The following is a 16,609-nucleotide window of genomic DNA, read 5'->3' on the forward strand; positions in this document are numbered from 1 at the left end:
TTATTTCCCCTTCCTTTTTTACTTACGCATTTTTGGATCGAGTGCATCACGAAGTCCATCAGCCATCAAGTTAAATCCTAAAATGATTACCGAAATTACAACTGCAGGATAAGTCATCATATGTGGGTAGGTTTGAAGAGAACGGAACCCTTCATTTACCAATGATCCCAGTGAAGCTAATGGTGCTTGAATTCCTAATCCAATAAAACTTAAAAATGCTTCTGTAAAAATTGCACCAGGTACTGTAAACATTGTTGTAATAATAATTGGTCCCATTACATTTGGAAGTAAATGCTTCCAAATCAAACGATTTCCAGAAGCTCCTAGTGTTTTTGAAGCTAGCACGAATTCTTGATTTTTCAATTGGAGGATTTGTCCACGAACAATCCTTGCCATACCAACCCAACCAGTAATAACCATCGCCATCGTAATTGAGAAAATACCTGGTTCGAAGATGAGAATGAAAAGGATTACAACAATTAAGTTAGGAATACCTACGAGAATTTCGATAAATCGCTGCATGATATTATCAACACGACCACCATAGTAGCCTGACACTCCTCCATATGCGATTCCAATAAATAAATCAATAGTTGCAGCTAAAATGGCAATATACAACGAAATACGAGTCCCTTGCCACGTCCTTGTAAAGATGTCACGACCAAGGTCGTCAGTTCCAAACCAGTAATTAACTTCAACTTCCTTTGCTTCGTACCAATCAAAACCATCTCGGTCTACTCCATCAAATGGAAGAAACTCAATGTTCTCTAGTACAGGAATTTTAGGTGGAAGCTTAGCATGACGTATATTTTGATCACTATACTCATACTCATTCATAAACGGTCCAACTACGGCCATAATTAGCGTGAGAATGACTAAAATCATGCCAAAAATAGCTCCCTTATTTTTTCGCAGACGGATCCACGCATCTTGCCAAAAATTCAAACTAGGACGAGCTATCACCTCTGCATCACTGTCACTTACAGCAGTTCGTTCAAACAGGGAAGGTGATAAGTTTTGTTCTGTATCTTGTTGTTTTTTAATATCCATTATTTTTTCCCCCCTGCTAAACGTATACGTGGATCAACAACGCCATAAAGAATATCCACTAGGAAAATAACTGCGATGAATAAGAAACTATAAAATAATGTGGTACCCATAATCACAGTGTAGTCATTCGTATTAATCGACGATACGAACTGCGGTCCCAAACCAGGAACAGCAAATATTTGCTCGATTACAAGAGTACCGGTCATAAGAGCTACTGTCATAGGACCAATAATTGTAATAACCGGAATAAGTGCATTACGAATTGCATGCTTAAACACTATTGCTGTACGACTAATCCCTTTTGCTCTAGCTAGTAGAATATAGTCAGAACCTAATACTTCAAGCATTTCGGTTCGCATAAAACGAGCAATCTGTGCTATAACAAATACGGTTAAAGATAGCGTTGGAAGAATACTGTATTCCCAACCTTCCCATAACGCAACTGGCAACCATCGTAATTCAACCCCAACGTAATATTGAAGAAGCGCAGCAAATACGAAAGATGGGATGGAAATACCGATAACCGCTATGATGGTCGAGCCGTAATCCCAAAATGTATTGTGCTTTATGGCTGCAAGTATACCTAAACCTAATCCTAATAACGTTCCTAATACCATTGCTTGGAATCCGAGCTGTGCGGAAGGTCCAATTCGCTCAGTAATGATTTTTGAGACTGGACGGTTATCATACTGAAAAGACACACCCAAATCTCCTTGAGCTAAATTAGCCATATATTTTACATATTGAACTGGGAGAGGATCATTTAAACCGTATTTTTCGAGAATAATTTCTTGTTGAGCTGGACTCAATCTCTCTTGGTTTGTGAGTGGTGATCCAGGAAGGAGCTTCATTAGAAAGAAAGTAGCTGTAGCAATGATGAGCAAAGTGATGATCATATAACCTAAACGCTGAATTGTGTATTTGACCATGCTGAGCCCCCCTTTTTAGAGATTTTTTTATTTATTATATCATAATAATAGTTACATTAATTATTTTCAATCTATTTGATATATTTCGATAATTTTCGCTTATCGTGGAAAAAGGAGAGTATATGCACATGCATACACTCTCCTTTTGATGTTCTGCTAGTACTTTCTACTACTCAATGTATGCCCATTTGTAGCTATTGTCTGCTCCGAAAGAGTGACGAAGAATACCATTAACGTATTCACGCTCTAAGAATGCAGTTCCACGTTGGTACATTGGAGAAATTGCAGCATCATCAAACAAGATTTTTTCAGCGTCAGCCATTGCTTGCCAACGAGCATCTAAATCACTTAGTAGTTCACCTTTAGATTGCTCAATTAGTTTGTCATACTCTGGGTTAGAATATCCCATTTGGTTGTGAGCGCCATCTGTTACGAACATGTCAACAAATGTCATCGGATCTGGATAATCCGGTCCCCAACCAGCAAATGAGAAGTCATAATCTAAGTTAGATTCTAAATCAAGTTTTTGTTTGAAAGGCATTTGCTTAATAGTAACAGTTAAGCCTTCTAGGTTACGCTCTAGTTCTTCTTTCAAGAATTCACCGATTTTTTTAGAGCTTTCAGAATCATAGTTCAATAATTCAATTGAAGCTTCTTCGAATCCTTCTTCTTCTTTTGCTTTAGCCCAATGCTCTTTAGCCATTTCAGCGTTTGTTTCATTCATGTTACCGTTGATTGAACGGAAGTCATTTCCATCAGGACCAAAAACAAATTCTTGAGGTACTAAATAGTAAGCTGGTGTTGAACCGTTATTAAGAAGTACATCAGTTAAACCTTGTTTGTCCCAAGCCATATCAAATGCTTTACGAGCATTCACATTTTTTAGAACTTCGTGACCATGGTTGAACCGTAGGAAAAATACAGATGTATCTGGACGAGTTTTGAAATTGTCGTCGCTTTTCCACTTGTCTACGAATTCAGCGTCTAAACCAGTAACATCCATTTTATCCGTTTCATAAAGAGATACGCTAGTTGCAACATCTTTTACAATATTATAATTGATTTCTTCCAATTTAACCGTTTCGTTATCCCAATATTCCGTGTTTTTCGATAACTGGTAGCTTTGCTCATGTTTCCAATCAGACAATACGAAAGGTCCATTGTATAGAGCGTTAGCTGCTTCTAAACCATATTGATCGCCTTGTTCAGTTACAAATGCTTCTTTCTGAGGATAGAAAGTTGCGAAAGATAATAATGCTTTGAAGTAGGGAACTTGTGTTTCAAGAGTTACTTCAAGTGTTTTTTCATCTACTGCTTTTACACCTAATTCATCAATTGCAACGTCGCCCGAGTTTACAGCAGCTGCATTTTTGATGTCATACATGATGTAAGCATATTCAGCTCCAGTATCAGGATTTAGAGCTTTTTTCCAAGCATACTCAAAATCTTGAGCTGTTACTGGAGAACCGTCAGACCATTTTGCGTCACGAATTTTAAACGTGTAAGTCATTCCATCTTCACTGACAGTAGGCTCACCTTCTGCCATTCCTTCAACAGGCTCATCGTTTTCACCTAATCGATATAATCCTTCGAATACACTGTTCATTACATCAAATGAAACAGCGTCAGTTGCTAGAGAGGAATCCATAGATGGAATCTCAGAAGTACTTCTTAAGTTAAGTACTTGGTCTCTTTCTTCTGCATCCGTATCATCTTGTGATACATCAGTGTCTTTGTCTTTGTCTTTGTCTTTGTCTCCATCACCATTGTCATCTCCGCCGCAAGCAGCTAAGAAAGTAGATAGTGCTAGAAGAAGAACTAATAAAAATGCTAATTTTTTCTTCATTCTGAAATTGCCCCCCCGTATTAATATTTATCTTCTAATTTGTCAGAAGATTCGTTACCTATTATATCGCATCTGATATTTTTTGCAATATATATTTAACAGTTTTTTTGCAAAACTGTCATAAACGACATTTAAATGTTGATATCACAATGTTTTTTCAAGAACAAGAATGGAAACAAAATTCGATACAATCTCTACATTTTCTCTCAATTTCTAAAATCAATACTACTTTTTCCGATGGAAAATAAGGAACTTTGTCATTTGTTTTTTTGTATAAACAATCATTTTATCGAATAATAATTAATCGTACCATCGTTATTTAAATCTCCTCTAATCCCTTGTTCTTTGTGATAGCACTTACATCCTCTCACCCGTCCTCCTGAAAAAGATAATTGTACACTTATACAGCACACTCCATTTTTTTCTAAATCTACCATTCCTACTTTCATTATTTCTTTTCAATTACACATCCTGTATACTACAATCAAGCAAATAGTGAAGTTGGTGATTATTTATGAAAAATAAATATTTTTTGATTTTTTTTCTCCTCTCTAGTATTTTTTCTGTTTCCCTTATCTTTTCTTTCTTCTCAGAAGAAAATTTTGTTACTTCATTCATTAATAGTTCCTTTTTATTAGGCATTTTATTACTAATGATTGGATCTTTTAGTTTTGTAATAGAGGCTGGCTTTTTTAATGGAATTGTTTATAGCTTTAAGAGATTTCGCAAAAGTACGAAAGAGGGCAGTTTCTTCGCACAGTATGATGATCTGGATGATACGAAAGAAATTCATGAAGAATATGTTGTGAAAAAACAATTCACGATGACACGACCATTTCTCTATGTAGGACTACTAATGGTTGTTGGAACAACCATTATTTCATATGTATTCCTTACTTGATTGTCGTTGAATAGTTCGGTATAATTTTTTTATCTTCATATTTTAAAGCGTAGAAAAAGAGTAGTACATTCAAGGTATAGTTCTAAGAGAGTTTGTGGCTGGTGAAAACAAACACTATCCAGAATGGAATGGACTTTCGAGCTCCACATGCAAAAGCTTTTGTTAGTAGTGTGTGGCGGAACCTAACGTTACTAGGAGTCTATGAACAACATAGACGCTAAGCGGCTCAAACTGAGCACTTAGGGTGGCACCGCGGAATTTACCATTCGTCCCTATTTCTATAATAGGGATGGGTGGTTTTTTTTATTTTTACTTTTAGGAGGTTTTTTTATGAAAACAATTTTTTCAGGTATTCAACCGAGTGGAACGATCACCCTTGGCAACTATATCGGGGCAATGATGCAGTTTATTGAGCTACAAGAAGAAGATCATTGCTATTTCTGTGTAGTTGACCAACACGCAATTACGACGCCTCAAGATCGACTTGAACTACGAAAGAACATTAAATCTTTAGCCGCTCTACATTTAGCTGTCGGTATTGACCCAGAAAAATCAACGATCTTCATTCAATCGGAAGTTCCTGCTCACGCCCAGGCCGGATGGATGCTTCAATGTGTTGCTTACATCGGGGAATTAGAACGAATGACTCAATTCAAGGATAAATCCCATGGTAAAGAAGCGGTAACCGCTGGATTACTCACTTATCCTCCGTTGATGGCAGGCGACATCCTTTTATATAAGACCGACATAGTTCCTGTAGGCGATGACCAGAAACAGCATATTGAGCTTACTAGAAATATTGCTGAACGTTTCAATAAAAAGTACAATGACATCTTTACAGTACCAGAAATCCGCATTTCGGGAGTTGGTGCACGAATTATGTCCTTACAGGATCCAACTAAAAAAATGAGTAAATCTGATCCAAATAAAAAAGCAACCATCACTTTATTAGATGACCCAAAACAAATTGAGAAAAAAATTAAATCTGCCGTGACAGATTCAGAAGGCATTGTGAAATACGATAAAGAACAAAAACCTGGTGTTTCAAATCTATTATCCATCTATTCAATTTTAGGTAAGACAACGGTTCAAGAACTTGAAGAAAAATATGAGGGAATTGGTTATGGTCAATTCAAATCTGATTTAGCTGACGTTGTGGTAGCGACAATTAAACCAATTCAAGATCGGTATTATGAACTCATAGACTCTGAAGAACTCGAGCAAATACTAAACAATGGGGCCGTTAAAGCCGATGCTGTGGCCTCCAAGATGATCAATAAAATGGAAAATGCAATGGGACTAGGTCGAAAAAGAAAACGTTAAAAAGGAAGCCTATTGGCTTCCTTTTACTAATTTACTTTTGATCCTTGTTCCAAATCCCATAGCTTTTCAAAGAAAGGTTGTCCCTTCACGAGCCGTTCACAAAGGTTTTCATGTTTTGGACTCCATCCTCCTTTTGTTTCTTCATAAAGGTTCTCCCATATTTGATTGAATGTCATCCCTTGGATACTTTCATAACTCTCAGGAGCCCATTCGGTATGCCAATAGCGTACCTCTGCGGTATTACTCGACGAGTTTAATTGATCAAGTGCCATAAATAAGAGCTGTTTTAGCTGTCTTTCTTTTCTCGTCAAACCATTCATCACTGTTGGTTCTGGAGATAAAATGTGATAGTCTTTTTCATCTGGTTGATAGGAGTAGTTCCTCGCTTCATGACATTCTACCATTTCATAAACCAATTGTTCTTGACGCGGAATTAATCGACTTTTTCTGATTGGAACCGTGTAACCAATTGTGTCAATTGCCAGAATCCCAATTCCATCTGTTACCACAAAACAATAGTCCAATTGTACTCTCTCATGATTTTTTCGTAAGTAGGCTTTTTGATGGATACTTTTTAACAATTCTGATGGAATCTCAGATAAGTTATTTTCAATATAATGGAATAAATTATCCGTTACTTTGATCAAAGGAACTTGATCTAATAACTCGATTACGTCTTCCTTTCTCCATTCATGAAAATGACAGACATTGTATCCATTTTCTTCTCCTTCAAACCAATTGACCCATACGTCGTGAAGATATAACATTTTAACCCCTCGCTTCAGACCTATTTGTCACTCAGTATAGGCAGAGTTCGGAAAATTTATTCCTTTACTTTAAGATATTTTTAATCCTCTTCTTTTTTCCAATAGGACGGTAAATAAATAGATGTGGTTATTAGTAAAAGTCCTATGATGAATAAATAACATTCTACTCTTGCAAACATCAAAACAAAAAATTGTGAAAGGGATAAACCTGTCGTTAATAAATTTAAGTAGATTATCACGCTTACGCCACCCGATACGGCTAGTCCAAATCCAAGGAGAAGCAAAAATAACCTTAAAACCATCGCCGTCTCCTTTCATTATCAAAATAGAAACTCGTCCATTTTATTGACCAGTCTATGCGATGAATTGTAAAGATATGCTCTTTAATGAATGTCCTCTCAAACATTGATACTTTTAAGTATTCTAAGGCTGTTTAAAAGAACAAACGTTTATCCATTTCACTGTAAGAATATTGATAAACGTTTGCTCACTCCTATATTCATCTCCTGATTGGAACTAATCTCATCGTTTCTGCATATTCACACTATTCATTTTCTTGTAAAATAAATGTTTCTGAAGATTTCATTAACATCTTTTTAGTTGAATCTTCATGCTTTTTTAGCCACTCTTGTATAAGAAAATAGCCGACTGCATACCCCATCATAGAAGGAGAAAACCCTTTACCATATAAGATATGTTCATGACGTCTTACTCCCTTTTCTACTTCAAGATTAGGTAAAATAGATGCTTTCCACATTTTTTTTAATTGGTCGCTATCATATCTGTTGCACCAATCTGCCACATACTCCTTCCCGCAATACTCTTTAACAGCCTGCTCTGCCAAACCCTCAAACACTATTGAGTCTAACAAGTTAAATTTTTTCTTTTTTTTCAATAGTTCGTTCATCCTCACACAGTGATGATATTCATGAATAAAGAGTGCTTCTAATTTTTTGTCCGTTACTCCTGTGGTTAAAAACAAAAAAATTTTATCTTTAAATGACACCCCAGACATGGCGCCTTCACTTCCTTGGTCCATCGGAAGAATGTATATGGGAACGTCCGGACCGCTCCACAATTTTCTGTATTTAATTTCAAACCTTCTAACCTTTTGCCAATATCTCTTTTCCTGAAATTCTTGAACAATCGTTTCAAAATCTAATTTTCTTCTATAAATACCAAATTGTTTCAAGTATTTGGACAAATGCTCAGACTCTTTCTGACTGAATTTTAAGGATTTCAATAAATCAACCAAATTCCCACCATTCTTGAGTAACGCAGAATGGGTTGCTACTACCGCCAATAACAGTCCCTCCAATCCTTCTTTTTCACATCATATGTAGAATTAAGATAAAAGGGTCGTTGTTTTTCAACACTGCTTAGCAAATAAGGAATATGAGTGTCTTTATTACCGCCCATCTTATCCTCTCTAACTGCTTTTTTATCAACGTCTCTTTTCTCACACTTTGTTGCTGTAGCATACAAAAAGGATGGAAACAGTCTTTTCTTTCTTTATTTCGGGTTAAAAATGATGCGAAAAGATGCCCTCAATTCTTCATCACGAATTGAGGGCTAATTCGAAAAGCCATAATCTCTGCGAACACAGCCATTATCTATGATTTAGTTTTGTTTCTGGCATCATTACGTCTGTTTTTTATGAAAATCAACAATGAAGGGGAGGATGTAGTCAATAATCAGATGAAATAGCCAATATGTATACGAAAAAAGCCTATCCAAAGAACTATTTTCTAAAATATTGTGGTTTTCAAATAATATAGCAAAGGGTTATGGGATTTTATGTTTTATTTAGATAAAGTGTTGGTCAACTCAGAATCGATAGTTGTAGAAGAATACCTTCCTTCTCTTGAAGTGTGAAAGGAACCTTCCGTAAAACAGAAGGTTCCTTATTTACAGTTTAATTAACTATTTTTATTTGCTTTTATAGGTTTCTGAAAAAGCTCCCTTATCTCTGCCATAGATAAAAAGGACAAATTAGCTCCAATTCCATCAGGGTCTTCAATCCTCACTAAATTAATATACTTTTTTAGAGAAAAAATTTTTTCAGCTTCAGTAGCATTTTCTTTTTTCACAGATAGTTCTATTCTGTATCTTTTAGAGGTGTCTGGTCTGTCAATAACAACGGTTTCTACCTTTCCTTTATCATTCACTATGACTGTGGTATTAGTAACTTTCTCTGTTTGAGGCTCAACCCGATATTCTTGGATTTTGCCTAAGCGCTGATTTTCTGAATATGGTCGAATAGAGACTTCCAACTCAGTTTCAGGGGGGGGAGAGTGGTTTCACTCCGTATTATTAAGTTTACTCGCTTTATATAAACTTTGGCCTCTAACTTATAATCTAATTTAGGTATCTCATTAAAATCTTCAAAAAGGATGACTCTGCATCCCCCTAAATATATTGAATATTCAATTATATTTTAGCGTAGAATTCCTCTTCTTACCTTTTTAAATACATTTAAAGCGGTTTATCCCTCCAGTAAAAGGGCTTTAAAGACATACAACTATAAAATTGTTCCGAAATACAATTTTGTTATAGCGAAATTGTTTATCTATGTACAAGGCTCTTTTCGTATACATTGTTGCTCTTGACACAAAGAAAAAACAGGCAGTAGGGTTTTTTCGATTGATTTCTTCTTTTTTATCTAGAAATGAAGAATTTTTCATTAGGAAAGGCTATTTTCGCAAAGTTTGTTGCTTTTCGAACCAGTCTGTAAACGGTGATATAGCTTTGTTTCGGGCATCATTTCGTCTATTTTTGATGGAAATCCACAGTGAAATGGGCGATTTAATCAAAAATCAGATGAAATAGCCACAATGTATACGAAAAGAGCCTTAGGAAAAGAGCACGAAATCATATAAGTCAAGACATTCCTTTTTATTCGAAAAGCCACAATATTTGCGAAAACAGCCATGTATAAAGTAATTCTACCTCAGCTACCAAAAGTTTATTTTAGGCAACTCTAAGTTCACCAATGGTTGTATAATTTGATTTTCTGCAACATTCCAATTGAAGCGAAGTAATTTGCTCCCCATACGGCAAGTTCTTGTTAAGCTGGAGAAAATGAAATCAATATAGATATTTGTCGATCCATCGTTTTCTACCCGTTCAAACCAACCTAACCACTGTTTAAGCTGTTTGTGGTTACTGTTAACGTGCTGAATATGATATACGTGTTTTTATGCACATAAATACCCTTACTTGGGTTTATTGTCTCGTGAGGGAATTTCTTATTAATCGCTGTATCTTATCTTTACATAAAATAATAGTCCTATCGTTGAATGTCTTGTGCATTCCTTACATTTATTACGTTCTCTACCACGGTAATACCCTTGTCGGACTACCGCTGTTGAACCAGAATGAACGCACCACTGTCCTTCGCAAAACAGGTTTCTCGAAGGTTTGAAATTAGTTTAGCCATATCAGAACTGTTGCCAATTTTATCTCGTTCTATCGCTTGTAAAAACATTTCCTTTTCGTCATCGGGTAAATCAAAGTAAGTTTGATACACCTCTTTCCACATTTGGGAACCATTATATCTATAACAAAGGAACCGGGAGATATCCACAATATTTACGAAAACAGACCAAAAAAAGAAAGAGTGCGTCATAGACTACACTCTTCCGTCACTTCTACATTTAGTTTTCAAATCGTTTAAAGACTATTGTCGCATTATGACCACCAAAGCCTAATGAGTTGCTCATAGCTGCTTTAATGTCTTGTTTCCTCGCTTGATTGGGTACGTAATCGAGGTCACACTCCGGATCTGGAGTTTCATAATTCATGGTTGGAGGTAAAATCCCTTCTTTTAACGCTAAGACGGTAAAAATGGCCTCAACACCACCTGCTGCACCGAGCAAATGACCAGTCATAGACTTTGTTGAACTTACCGCAAGATTATAGGCATGTTCTCCAAAAACAGATTTAATGGCCATTGTTTCAAATTTATCATTATAGTCCGTACTGGTTCCATGTGCATTAATGTAATCAATATCTGTTGGAACGAGCCCACCATCTTCTATTGCAATCTTCATGGCCCGTGCACCACCTTCCCCTTCTGGAGCAGGAGAAGTGATATGATATGCGTCTCCAGTTGAGCCATATCCAACGATTTCTGCTAAGATATTCGCTCCTCGAGCAAGTGCATGCTCCAACTCTTCAAGAATAACAACTCCAGCTCCTTCGCCCATTACGAAGCCATCACGATTAGCATCGAACGGCCGGCTCGCTTTTTTAGGATCTGGATTCGTAGATAAGGCGGTATTTGAGCTAAATCCTGCCATTGACATCATAGTTATAGGGGCTTCTGCTCCTCCTGAAACCATAACATCTGCATCACCTCTTTGAATGACCTTGAAGGCGTCTCCAATAGAGTTCGTACCTGTTGCACAAGCAGTAACTGTGCATGAATTCATTCCTTTTGCTCCAAGTGAAATCGATACTTGACCAGCTGCCATATCCGGTATCATCATCGGAACGAAAAAAGGACTAACTCGACGATATCCTCGTTTTTGAAAAACTTCAAATTGTTTTTCAAACGTTTCCATCCCTCCAATTCCTGAGCCAATCCACACCCCCACTCGATGGGCATTCTCTTCACTTATTGTTAAGTTAGCATCTTGCACGGCCATTAATGATGCTGCTACAGCGTATTGTGTAAAACGATCCATTTTCCTAGCATCTTTTCGATCCAACCAGTTTTCAGTATTAAATTCTTTTACTTCTCCAACTACTTTTGCCGGAAATTCATCAGGATTTAATCGGGTCATCACGTCGATCCCAGATTTTCCGTCTTTTATGTTTTCCCAAGTTGTTTCAATATTATTGCCCATAGGTGTAACAGCACCTACACCTGTTACTACTACTCGCTTTTTTTCCATCATTATCTTCTTCATCCCCTTAATCATTTTGAGATCCATTCTATTTATAATTCCCAGCTTTGTTTACTTATTTACCCCATCTCATTACTATGGCTCCCCAAGTAAGGCCGCCACCAAATCCAACCATGACTAGTATATCATCTTCTTTTATTCTCCCTGCTTCTAATTCATCTACCATAGAAATCGGAATGGAAGCAGCTGATGTATTTCCGTATTTGTGTACAGTCTTAGACATTTTCTCTTCTGGTAGTTCCAGACGTTGACGAGCAGATTCCATGATGCGGATATTCGCTTGGTGTGGAATTAAAAAGTCCACATCTTCTTTCGTTAGTCCGGCTTTATTTAGCACAGAAACACTAGACTCACCCATTTGGCGTACGGCAAATTTAAATACCTCACGTCCGTTCATATGAATAAAGTCTTTTTCTTGATATAAGTATTTTCCTCCTGACCCATCTGAGCCAAGCTCGAAGGCCAATATTCCTCTATTTTTCGAAACCGGGCCAATAACTGCTGCACCAGCACCATCACCGAATAAAACAGCCGTATTTCTATCCGACCAGTCCGTGATTTTAGATAATTTTTCAACCCCTACAATTAAGATATGTTTATAAGCGTTATTTTCAATATACTGTTTCGCTGTTACCATCGCATACATAAAACCAGCGCACGCTGCACTCACATCCATTGCAGCCGCGTTTTTTGCTCCTAACTTATCTTGCAGCATACAAGCTACTGTAGGGAATGGTTGATCTGGTGTAACTGTTGCAACAAGAATTAAATCAATATCCTCTGGTTGAAGTTGAGCATCCTCTAATGCTTTCAAGGCTGCCTCATATGCTAAATCTGATGTTTCCATTGAATCTGGAGCTATTCTGCGTTCTTCTATTCCTGTTCTTGTTCGAATCCACTCGTCTGATGTATCAATTTTTTTTTCTAAATCGAAATTTGTGACGATGTTTTCAGGAACGTATTTTCCAATTCCTATAATTCCAGCATTCATCTTCAAATCTCCTTTCACCTCTTAGGTATCTTTCACATCTCCAAAAGCGAAATATTATATTATCTGTTTATTATATTTAATATTATGACTTGGTGCTAATTTTAACGAAAAAAAACTAATTTGGCAACTAATACTGTCCGTTTCAATAGAATTCACATCTTCTATAAACGCTGTTTTCTCAAAGATAGTAGCTTTTAGCAGGAGTATATACTCCGTTAAAAAGATAGATTTCAGGGCATCTCTTCGTTTTCTTTAGTCTGAATAGAGATGTAAATTAACTAACCATTCAAGATAACCTTTTTACACGAAGATGACCAAAAACACCGAACAAAAACATAGAACAGTACAATTCTTCTAAAGAACATACCTTGTCCTATTTATTAATAATCCATTTATTCATGGATTCTGCTAAAAAATTGCTCTCATTAATTTAAACCGAAAAAGATATCCTAATTAAGAAAAAAGCCAAAATTCCCAATTAAAGTAGAATTTCGGCTTTTTTTCCTATAAAAACAATGTTAGAACCGTCACATTTGGTAAACGTTGTTGTTATTTCTGCTCATTTTTTGCATCTTGAATTCCTAGTTCGTACGCTTCTGACATTACTTGAGTAAAGAGCGTCATAAACGGTTGAAGCATGTCCATGGTTACATCAATACCCGCTTCTTCTAATTGATCTTTTGCTTGTGGAAAGTACTTCATGGCAATTTGCATAAATTGCATGCTTTTATCTTGATTCATGACTGGACCTCCTGATATTCAGGTAAAACACCTGATTTTTTATATTCTTCAACATATGATCTGATTTTTTCTTGAAACTCCTCATCGACATTTGAACTAAATCGCCCCAGTGAAATAACATCATCTTGAAAATCAAAATATAAATCCCCTGATTCAAGCTTACCTTGAATGAATTGATCTGCTACCACTTCGTATAGCCTGTCCACATGCTGAACAGTGCTCGTTAATACCGTATTTTCTCCTAAGTCTGATTGATCAGAAACATACCCAATCGCAAACAAGCCATTTTCTTTTAATGTTTCAATCACAGAGATATTGTACCCATCTCCAGCTGGATACAATACATCTACCTTTTGACTCATTAATTCTGTTAAGAAATCATGAGCTTTTTCTTTATCGTCCCAATCCTCTGTAAACCGAACAAATACTTGGGCTTCAGGGTTTTGGAATTGCACTCCTTCAATAAATCCATTGACTTCAGGCTGCCAATCAAAGGCAGCAATAATACCCACCGAACCGGTATTGGACATATGTGCTGCTGTCATTCCACCGAAGTACCCCATAGCATATGATTCGAAAGATAAGCTTGTAGTGTTCTCTAACTTCGAATGACTATTAAAACTTACAAAATGAATATGGGGATACTCTAATCCTATTTTATTGAAATATTCACCATATTCACTTCCATGGCCAAAGATCAGGTTAACTCCTTGTTCATCAAATCTCATTATGGCATTTAAAGTTGCAGCCTCTGAGTTCATTTCTTCTTCATAGTAGACCTCAATGTCATGCTGAGACTGAATTTTTAATAGGCCTTTATAGCCTTTCGTGCCCCATACTTGATCACTAATTGTTTCCGGCACTAATAATCCTACTTTGTTTATTTCTTCACTATCCTGTTCTGGTGAACAAGCTGAAAGAATCGCAATAAATATTATGAGGAATAAAAATAGAAAACCCTTGTTCACAAAACGTGCAACTCCTTTACTACCCTAGGATGTTTAGTACCTTTGTCTCTTTCATTCTACATTTCTACTATTCTAATGAAAAGATTTTTTTGTTACTTTGTACTTATTTTTTGTCATTTTTGTAAGATTGACGCTGTAACTCTAATCCTTTTTGTAAGGCAATAGATTGTTTTATTTGGACTTTCTCCTCTATATGAGAGCGAATAAAAAGAGGGGTGTCGGATGCAATTGCTTCAGTCGATAGCATTTTCAGTCCCTTCTCCCATCTTCCTTCTTCAAAAGAGGCATATAGACAGTTACACTCGGTTTCAAAATTAGCTTCAATGGCCTTAATAACATCTTCTATCCATAAAACATCTGAAGGATCATCAAAAAACAGCTTTTTCTTTATATCGGCTTTATCGGCTCGCATTAAATAGGCATATAGATACTTTTCAGGTTGTTTGGGACCGAAAATTGTAGGTAAATAGATAGTAGAAACTTTATTTTCCGTCTTAAGATCCTGAAGGGTTCTGTTTAATTGCAGCCATTCTACTTCAAAGCGTTCACTGAGCAAATGAGTGGGAAAGAGACAATGAAAATGCACTCCTCTTATAGTCGAAACATCCTTTAACTGTTGAGATAATAACTTTATTTGTACGGAATCGCAATCGTAAAATGAAAACACGATGTGCTCTGGTTGATTTTTGTCTAGAACACCTGAATAGGGAGAGTAGGTCGCATTGGCATTCCGACCTATTTCAAGCCACCTATTCTCCTCTATATCCTCATCTAATCCATGAACAGAATACCCTTTTTCCACTAAATATTTGCACAACTCAAATCCTAAAAATTTCTGAGCTGCAAACACAATAACTGACTTCAATGGTGGAATCCTCCTCTCCGAAATATACATACTATAAAATAGATTCTTGTTTCTCGTAAAACGCAATGATTTTAGAACTGACTGTCTGACTTTTTTCTGGAAGTAAATAGTGTAAATCAACCGTTTTATGCTGTTTCATTCTTTGTAAATACAAATCTTTGATAAGATGAAATTGTGATACATATCGATTTGACCCAACCCATTGGATGATACATATTGGCACATCAATTGTTTCACAACATAGGACCTCATTTTTATTTTTGAAAAATCCCACACAATCAACGACAGATTGATTATATGCAAGAGCAAGTTCCTTTAACACCTTCTTGTAAAAAAATTTTTGTTCTTTTTCAAAATCTAGATGAACCGGGATTGATAAGCAGGGTGAATACAGCACAACAGACCGAATTCTATCTCGGAGTAGGGGTAGAAGTTTTTCTACGACCAAACCTCCCATCCCATCAGCTAGGATGTGAAAACGTTCGTTAATGATTTCCGTTCTGATCACATGATGATAGAGCATTTTCGCTAAATTTACTGCTTTATCATTCCCCCAATGGCATCCATAAAGATTAGTGTAACAAACTAGATAGCCTCTAACGGTTAATTCCTTTATGATGTTTTTTCTCGTTTCGTGTTGCGACCAAAAACTACTTTCTTCATCTACATAATGATGACAGTCACCTAGGATCATCACGGCAAATCCGTTTGGTTTCTCTGGATAATGAACAATGCACCACTCTTTTTCTAATTGAAATTTCCGCTGCCTCATCATAATTCTCCTTTTACAAAGGCTGTATTCGCAAATAATCTTGCTTTTCCCAGCCGTAAATATACCTGTTAAAAGATAGGTTTCGGGTCAACCTTTCGTATTTATTCGACTAATTGACTGTCAAAATAGATAATTCCATTCAGCTGCAACATTGTATACGAAAGTTCCTCTACAAACTAAGTCATATTAGTGTATGTGCAAGAAAAAATTGCGAAAGGCGATTCGCCTACTAATCATCTTTTTTTCACTTTTTATCCATGACTCTGTACAGAGTCATGGATAAAAAGTGAGATAATTTCACCTCCAAACACTTAATGCTATATCCAGGAAATTAGTGATGAAAAATGGGATTAGTCATGAATCATTGAGTTATTGAAGACTATTTCCTTGGTTGTTCTAGCAATGTTTGTTGCTTTTATAACCAATGTAATATAGTTTTTAAAAGCGGAAGTGGAGGATATAGTCAAACATCAGATGAAATAGCCATAATATAAACGAAGAGAGCCTTTCAATATGTGAAGGATACTGGTGAATTTTTTGATGGGA

General features: G+C 36.3%; 16 protein-coding genes and 1 other annotated feature. Of the genes, 2 read left to right on the forward strand and 14 right to left on the reverse strand.

Features of this window, described 5'->3' with window-relative positions:
* Window positions 1-18: 18 nt before the first annotated feature.
* From opp3C to U8D43_RS05290, 3 genes are all read right to left on the reverse strand, one after another.
* Window positions 19-1,050 (reverse strand): oligopeptide ABC transporter permease, encoded by a 1,032-nt coding sequence (opp3C, locus tag U8D43_RS05280; RefSeq protein WP_335869972.1) that lies wholly within the window; start codon window positions 1,048-1,050, stop codon window positions 19-21.
* Window positions 1,050-1,979, reverse strand: a complete 930-nt coding sequence (opp3b, locus tag U8D43_RS05285; RefSeq protein ID WP_335869974.1) for an oligopeptide ABC transporter permease — start codon at window positions 1,977-1,979, stop codon at window positions 1,050-1,052. The genes opp3C and opp3b overlap by 1 nt, the downstream gene beginning before the upstream one ends.
* A 169-nt stretch (window positions 1,980-2,148) precedes the next feature.
* On the reverse strand, window positions 2,149-3,825 hold the full coding sequence (locus U8D43_RS05290; protein WP_335869976.1) for a peptide ABC transporter substrate-binding protein: 1,677 nt from the start codon (window positions 3,823-3,825) through the stop codon (window positions 2,149-2,151).
* A gap of 514 nt (window positions 3,826-4,339) precedes the next feature.
* On the opposite strand from U8D43_RS05290, the gene U8D43_RS05295 reads away from it, so the two are divergent.
* Together U8D43_RS05295 and trpS are read left to right on the forward strand one after the other, a co-directional pair.
* On the forward strand, window positions 4,340-4,726 hold the full coding sequence (locus U8D43_RS05295; RefSeq protein ID WP_335869978.1) for a DUF3899 domain-containing protein: 387 nt from the start codon (window positions 4,340-4,342) through the stop codon (window positions 4,724-4,726).
* A gap of 41 nt (window positions 4,727-4,767) precedes the next feature.
* Window positions 4,768-5,003, forward strand: a binding site (T-box leader).
* A 53-nt stretch (window positions 5,004-5,056) separates the two neighbouring features.
* Window positions 5,057-6,049, forward strand: coding sequence for a tryptophan--tRNA ligase (gene trpS / locus U8D43_RS05300; RefSeq protein ID WP_335869980.1), 993 nt, complete (start codon window positions 5,057-5,059; stop codon window positions 6,047-6,049).
* 26 nt (window positions 6,050-6,075) lie between these two features.
* On the opposite strand, the gene U8D43_RS05305 is transcribed toward trpS, so the two are convergent.
* From U8D43_RS05305 to U8D43_RS05355, 11 genes are all read right to left on the reverse strand, one after another.
* Window positions 6,076-6,816 (reverse strand): YjbA family protein, encoded by a 741-nt coding sequence (locus U8D43_RS05305; protein WP_335869982.1) that lies wholly within the window; start codon window positions 6,814-6,816, stop codon window positions 6,076-6,078.
* 80 nt (window positions 6,817-6,896) lie between these two features.
* On the reverse strand, window positions 6,897-7,118 hold the full coding sequence (locus U8D43_RS05310) for a YuzI family membrane protein (RefSeq protein WP_335869984.1): 222 nt from the start codon (window positions 7,116-7,118) through the stop codon (window positions 6,897-6,899).
* Window positions 7,119-7,360: 242 nt separating this feature from the next.
* Window positions 7,361-8,119 (reverse strand): DUF2268 domain-containing putative Zn-dependent protease, encoded by a 759-nt coding sequence (locus tag U8D43_RS05315; RefSeq protein ID WP_335869986.1) that lies wholly within the window; start codon window positions 8,117-8,119, stop codon window positions 7,361-7,363.
* A 616-nt stretch (window positions 8,120-8,735) separates the two neighbouring features.
* Window positions 8,736-9,089: a hypothetical protein gene (locus U8D43_RS05320; RefSeq protein ID WP_335869988.1), complete on the reverse strand. Its 354-nt coding sequence runs from the start codon at window positions 9,087-9,089 to the stop codon at window positions 8,736-8,738.
* A gap of 1,085 nt (window positions 9,090-10,174) precedes the next feature.
* A complete protein-coding gene (locus tag U8D43_RS05325; RefSeq protein WP_335869990.1) occupies window positions 10,175-10,345 on the reverse strand; it encodes a hypothetical protein in 171 nt (56 codons plus the stop codon).
* Window positions 10,346-10,472: 127 nt separating this feature from the next.
* On the reverse strand, window positions 10,473-11,714 hold the full coding sequence (gene fabF, locus U8D43_RS05330; protein WP_335870156.1) for a beta-ketoacyl-ACP synthase II: 1,242 nt from the start codon (window positions 11,712-11,714) through the stop codon (window positions 10,473-10,475).
* A gap of 67 nt (window positions 11,715-11,781) precedes the next feature.
* Window positions 11,782-12,717: a beta-ketoacyl-ACP synthase III gene (locus U8D43_RS05335; protein ID WP_335869992.1), complete on the reverse strand. Its 936-nt coding sequence runs from the start codon at window positions 12,715-12,717 to the stop codon at window positions 11,782-11,784.
* Window positions 12,718-13,266: 549 nt separating this feature from the next.
* The gene (locus U8D43_RS05340) at window positions 13,267-13,458 is read right to left on the reverse strand and encodes a ComZ family protein (RefSeq protein ID WP_335869994.1); all 192 of its coding nucleotides are present in this window, start codon (window positions 13,456-13,458) and stop codon (window positions 13,267-13,269) included.
* Window positions 13,455-14,426 carry a BMP family ABC transporter substrate-binding protein gene (locus tag U8D43_RS05345; RefSeq protein WP_335869996.1) on the reverse strand — a complete coding sequence of 324 codons (972 nt, stop codon included), beginning with the start codon at window positions 14,424-14,426 and terminating at the stop codon, window positions 13,455-13,457. The genes U8D43_RS05340 and U8D43_RS05345 overlap by 4 nt, the downstream gene beginning before the upstream one ends.
* 103 nt (window positions 14,427-14,529) lie before the next feature.
* The gene (locus tag U8D43_RS05350) at window positions 14,530-15,291 is read right to left on the reverse strand and encodes a hypothetical protein (protein WP_335869998.1); all 762 of its coding nucleotides are present in this window, start codon (window positions 15,289-15,291) and stop codon (window positions 14,530-14,532) included.
* A gap of 31 nt (window positions 15,292-15,322) precedes the next feature.
* A complete protein-coding gene (locus U8D43_RS05355) occupies window positions 15,323-16,063 on the reverse strand; it encodes a hydrolase (protein WP_335870000.1) in 741 nt (246 codons plus the stop codon).
* Between the last annotated feature and the right edge of the window lie 546 nt (window positions 16,064-16,609).

It is taken from the genome of Bacillus sp. 2205SS5-2, assembly GCF_037024155.1.
Classification (GTDB): Bacteria; Bacillota; Bacilli; order Bacillales; family Bacillaceae_K; genus Bacillus_CI.